Annotated in this window: 4 protein-coding genes, 2 rRNA genes and 1 pseudogene (1 of these 7 only partly in view); 5 read left to right on the forward strand and 2 right to left on the reverse strand. The window is 66.2% G+C overall.

Features of this window, described 5'->3' with window-relative positions; translation table 11 throughout:
* The 5 genes and pseudogenes from GPA_RS19695 to GPA_RS19850 all read left to right on the forward strand — a co-directional run.
* The coding region (locus tag GPA_RS19695; protein WP_041238665.1) for a transketolase C-terminal domain-containing protein at positions 1-469 on the forward strand (469 nt) is incomplete at its 5' end.
* A 46-nt stretch (positions 470-515) separates the two neighbouring features.
* Complete coding sequence (gene ftsE, locus GPA_RS00325; RefSeq protein WP_041238666.1) at positions 516-1,364, forward strand: cell division ATP-binding protein FtsE; 849 nt, start codon at positions 516-518, stop codon at positions 1,362-1,364.
* Positions 1,357-2,262, forward strand: coding sequence for a permease-like cell division protein FtsX (gene ftsX, locus GPA_RS00330; RefSeq protein ID WP_015538614.1), 906 nt, complete (start codon positions 1,357-1,359; stop codon positions 2,260-2,262). The genes ftsE and ftsX overlap by 8 nt, the downstream gene beginning before the upstream one ends.
* A 22-nt stretch (positions 2,263-2,284) precedes the next feature.
* Complete coding sequence (locus GPA_RS00335; RefSeq protein WP_015538615.1) at positions 2,285-3,574, forward strand: S41 family peptidase; 1,290 nt, start codon at positions 2,285-2,287, stop codon at positions 3,572-3,574.
* Between the two features lie 4 nt (positions 3,575-3,578).
* Positions 3,579-3,743: pseudogene (locus GPA_RS19850) on the forward strand (hypothetical protein); the annotation flags it as partial.
* Between the two features lie 101 nt (positions 3,744-3,844).
* On the opposite strand, the gene rrf reads toward GPA_RS19850, so the two are convergent.
* Together rrf and GPA_RS00345 are read right to left on the reverse strand one after the other, a co-directional pair.
* Positions 3,845-3,959: ribosomal RNA gene (gene rrf / locus GPA_RS00340) — 5S ribosomal RNA — on the reverse strand.
* Positions 3,960-4,071: 112 nt separating this feature from the next.
* A 23S ribosomal RNA gene (locus GPA_RS00345) occupies positions 4,072-5,000 on the reverse strand; it runs 2,035 nt beyond the window's last position.

The following is a 5,000-nucleotide window of genomic DNA, read 5'->3' on the forward strand; positions in this document are numbered from 1 at the left end:
GTACGTGCGCATGGGCCGCGCGAGCGTGCCGTGCGTGTACGCCGACGACGTGGAGCTGGAGCTCGGCCGCGCCTACGTGCTGCGCGAGGGCGGCGACGCCACCATCGTGGCATGCGGCGTGGAGGTGGAGCAGGCGCTCAAGGCGGCCGAGCTGCTGGCTGCCGAGGGCATCGAGGCCGAGGTCATCGACGCGTTCTCGGTGAAGCCGCTCGACGAGGAGACGATCCTCGCCTCCGTGGGCAAGACGGGCTGCGTGGCAGTTGCCGAGGAGCACAGCGTGATGGGGGGCCTCGGCTCGGCCGTGGCCGAGACGCTGGCGCGCACCTGCCCGGCACCGGCAGAGTTCGTGGGCATGCGCGACGCCTTCGGCAAATCGGGCGAGTTCGACGAGCTGATGGCGTACTTCAACCTGGATGCGGGGGCGATTGTCGAAGCTGTGAAGAAGGTTATGGCCCGAAAGCAAGTCTGATAGAATCGAGCCGTCTCAGTACATCACTATTCGAACGGAGCATTCTGTGACGAACGATACCAGCCAAGGGGTTCCTGCGCGCCAAGCCCGGCGCGGCGGTGCCCATGCGGCGCCGGCGCCCGTGCGCCAGACGGCGTCGCAGCTCTCGGCGTCGCTGCCCGTCTTGGAGGTCGACGACATTCCCCAGCAGACGGGCACGCCGGTCATCACCTTCGACCACGTGACGAAAGTCTACCCCGCGCAGCCCAACAAGCCGGCGCTCAACGACATATCCCTGCAGATCTACGCGGGCGAGTTCATCTTCCTCGTGGGCCATTCCGGCTCCGGCAAGTCCACGTTCATCCGCATGCTCATCCGCGAGGTGAAGCCGACGCAGGGCCATATCTACGTGGCCGACGAGGACCTGACCACCATGCGCAACTGGCGCGTGCCGTATTTGCGCCGCAACATCGGGTGCGTCTTCCAGGACTTCAAGCTCCTGCCGAACAAGACCGTGTTCGAGAACGTGGCGTTCGCGCTCGAGGTCATCGGCAAGAGCCGCCACGTCATCAAGACGCAGGTGCCCGAGGTGCTGCGCCTGGTGGGCCTGCAGGACAAGCTCAACAAGCGCCCCGACCAGCTCTCCGGCGGCGAGCAGCAGCGCGTGTCCATCGCGCGCGCCATCGTGAACCGCCCGCCGCTGCTCGTGTGCGACGAGCCCACCGGCAACCTCGACCCGCAGACGTCGCGCGGCATCATGGACCTGCTCGAGCGCATCAACCGCACGGGCACCACGGTGCTCGTGGCCACGCACGACCGCGAGATGGTGGACAACATGCGCCGGCGCGTCATCGCGCTCGACCGCGGGCACCTCACCCGCGACCAGGACCGGGGGGTGTACGGCTTCGATGTCTAGTTTCGCTTACTTCATACGCGAGTCGCTCAAGGGCTTCACGCGCAACCTCTCGACGACGCTCGGCTCCATCGTCACCATCTTCCTGTCGCTTATGATCATCGGCGTGTTCCTCGTGGGCGGCCTCGTCATAGAGAACGTGGTGTCGGGCGTGGAGAACGAGGTGTCCATCGCGGCGTACGTCGCCGACGACGCCTCGCAGGCCGACATCGACAAGGTGGAGGACTACGTCCGCGGCCTCGAGGGCGTGGCGTCGGTGACCTTCACGGACAAGGAGCAGGCGCTCGAGAACTTCCGCTCCTCGAACACCACCGATATCATCGATGCCCTCGACGGCCAGAACCCGCTGCCCGCGTCCATTAACGTGGAGCTGTCCGACCCCCAGCTGGTCGAGCAGGTGGCCGGCGCGATCTGGGACAATTCCACGTACCAGCAGATCCGGGACGGCGAGACGAAATCCGAGTCGCTCAAGTACGGCCAGCAGACGGTGGAGAAGCTGTTTACGCTCACCAACTACGTGCGCTACATCGGCATCGCGCTCATCGCGCTGCTCATCTTCATCGCCATGGTGTTCATCAACAACACCATCCGCCTGGCCATCCTCGCGCGCCGCAAGGAGATCGCCATCATGCGCCTCGTGGGCGCGTCGAACGGCTTCATCCGCGGGCCCTTCCTCATGGAAGGCGCGTTGCATGCGCTCATCGGCTCGCTTCTGGCGGTGGGCGTGCTGGAACTGCTGCGCAACACGGCGCTGCCGAAGCTGCAGGGCGCGCTGCCGTTCCTGTCGTTCGACGTGAGCCTTAACATGTTCCTGCTCATCTATGCCGCGCTCGTCGTCGCGGGCCTGCTCATCGGCCTGCTGGGCTCGGCTCTGGCCATGCGCCGCTACCTGAAGGTGTAGCGGGCGCTCGGGGCGGCCCCTCATGGCCAAGCATGGCGACAACAAGCAGGTTGCGGCGTCGGCGCGCAAGGCGCGGCTCCGCAACCTGCGCCTTATGCGGGCGTTCGCGTTCGTCGTGATACTCTGCACGGCCTTCGTGGCCGGCTTCGCCGTGCGCAGCAACGACGCGCTGCTCGAGTCGCTCGGCTTCGCGGCGCTGCTCGAGAGCGGCGACTCCACGGCCGGCACGGCGGCCTCGAAGGACAAGAACACCTACAACGCGCTGTCGGCGCGCGTCGCCGAGGTGGAGGACGCGCTCGCCAACGACTCGCTGGACTCCTACGACCTGGACGCGGCCACCATGAGCGTGCTCGACGCGTTCGCCGACACGACCGAGGACGCCTACCTGCGCTACTACGATCCGGCGCGCTACTCCTCGCTCATACACGACAGCTCGGGCAGCTACGCGGGCGTGGGCGTGCTGTTCTCGGAGTACAACGGGCTGGCGTACGTCGTGGACGTGTTCGACGGCTCCGTGGCCCAGGCGGCGGGCGTGCGCCAGGGCGACTTCGTGGTGGCCATCGACGGTGACCGCGGCCAGGAGTGGTCGATGAACGAGGCCACGGCCTCGCTCGACCGTGCCGAGGGCGACACCGTCGTGGTCACGTGGCGGCGCCCGGCCACGCTCGAGGCCGAGGGCGGGGAGGAGTTCACCACTACGCTGGCCTGCTCGAAGTACGACGTGAAGAACGTCACGACGAGCCTCGAGGGCACCGTGGGCTACGTGAAGGTGCGGCAGCTGACGCAGACGTCGGCCGACCTCGTGAAGCAGGCGCTCGCTGACCTGGGCTCCCAAGGAGCGCTCTCGTTCGTGCTCGACATCCGCGACAACCCGGGCGGCTACCTCACGCAGGCCGTGGATATGGCCAGCCTGTTCGTGAAGAGCGGCTCCATCGTGCAGATCGAGACGAAGGACGGCAAGAGCGTGAAGTCCGCCACAGGCAACGTGGCCACGGACAAGCCGCTCGTGGTGCTGGTGAACGAGAACACGGCCGCCGCGGCCGAGGTGCTGGCGGCGGCGCTGCAGGAGAACCAGCGCGCCACGCTCGTGGGCGCCTCCACGCTCGGCAAGGGCTCCGTGCAGGTGGTGCGCGACCTGAGCTTCGGCGGCGCGCTGCGCTACACGGCGGCCTACTACCTAACCCCCCAGGGGCGGACCATCAACGACGTGGGCGTGACGCCCGACGTGTCGGTGGGCCTGGGCGGCGAGGCCGGCAGCGACAACCAGAGAAGCCTGGCCCTGGAAACCGCCCAGTCGCTCGCGCGGGAGTAGCGCCATGGCGCGCAAACGGTCGCATACGCGACGCAGCCCCCGCAGCAACCCGCGCGGCGTGCTGACCGTCCATGGCGGCGGCTTCGGCTTCGTGCAGACGGCCGAGGGCGCCTACTTCGTTCCCGCATCGAAGATGGCCGGTGCCTTCGACGGCGATCTGGTGGAGGTGGCGCCCTTGCCGCCCACGGGCGGCAAGGGCGGCGCACGCCAGCCGCACCAGGGCGCTGCGACATGGTCCGGGGGCCTGCGATGTAAAGGAAGCATCCTCCGCGAGCGCGACGCCCTATCCTCCCACAGCCTGGCGCTGCAGTACTTTCGGCGATGGCGGGCTTAACTTCCGAGTTCGGAATGGGATCGGGTGATCCCCGCCTCCATGGTCGCGCTCGCGGGGGATGCTCCCGCGGGCATTATAGCCCCGCCCGGCGGCTCCGCGCCACCCTGGCGGTCGCATAGCGCAGCATCGAAGCGATCGCGGAACGTGGACGTTCCTGCCTGTTGTGAAGAAGAGCTCGGGCTATTAGTAGCGCTCGCCTGAACACGTTGCCGTGCTTGCAGCTGCGCCCTATCGACCAGGTAGTCTACCTGGGCCCTTACCAAAGAGAAGACTCATCTTGGAGACGGCTTCCCACTTAGATGCTTTCAGCGGTTATCCGTGCCGGACGTAGCTAGGCGGCGGTGCCGTTGGTCGACAACCGCGTCACCAGAGGTCCGTCCACCCCGGTCCTCTCGTACTAGGGGCAGATCTCCTCAATCTTCTTGCGCCTGCGGAGGATAGGGACCGAACTGTCTCACGACGTTCTGAACCCAGCTCGCGTACCGCTTTAAACGGCGAACAGCCGTACCCTTGGGACCGACTTCAGCCCCAGGATGCGATGAGCCGACATCGAGGTGCCAAACCTTGCCGTCGATGTGGACTCTTGGGCAAGATCAGCCTGTTATCCCCGGAGTACCTTTTATCCGTTGAGCGACGGCCATTCCACTCTGGGCCGCCGGATCACTAGAACCTGCTTTCGCACCTGCTCGGGTTGTGGCCCTCGCAGTCAAGCCCGCTTGCACTCTTGCGCTCTCGGGACGGTTGCCGACCGTCCTGAGCGGACCTTTGCGCGCCTCCGTTACATTTTGGGAGGCGACCGCCCCAGTCAAACTACCCGCCTGACACGGTCCCTGTGCCGGATCACGGCCACAGGTTAGGTCGCCGACACGACGAGGGCAGTATTCCAAGGCCGGCTCCACGGGAACTGGCGTCCCCGCTTCGAAGCCTCCTGCCTATCCTCTACGCGCCGAGCCAACGACCAATGTCAAGCTGCAGTAAAGGTTCACGGGGTCTTTCCGTCCTTCCGCAGGTAATTCGCATCTTCACGAATAATACAATTTCACCGGGTCCATGGTTGAGACAGCGCCCAAATCGTTACGCCATTCGTGCAGG

The organism is Gordonibacter pamelaeae 7-10-1-b, assembly GCF_000210055.1.
Lineage (GTDB): Bacteria > Actinomycetota > Coriobacteriia > Coriobacteriales > Eggerthellaceae > Gordonibacter > Gordonibacter pamelaeae.

Excerpts from the sequence above, each read along its gene's own strand:
- ftsX (WP_015538614.1), top strand. The coding sequence starts at position 1,357 with ATGTCTAGTTTCGCTTACTTCATACGCGAGTCGCTCAAGGGCTTCACG.
- GPA_RS00335 (WP_015538615.1), top strand. The coding sequence starts at position 2,285 with ATGGCCAAGCATGGCGACAACAAGCAGGTTGCGGCGTCGGCGCGCAAG.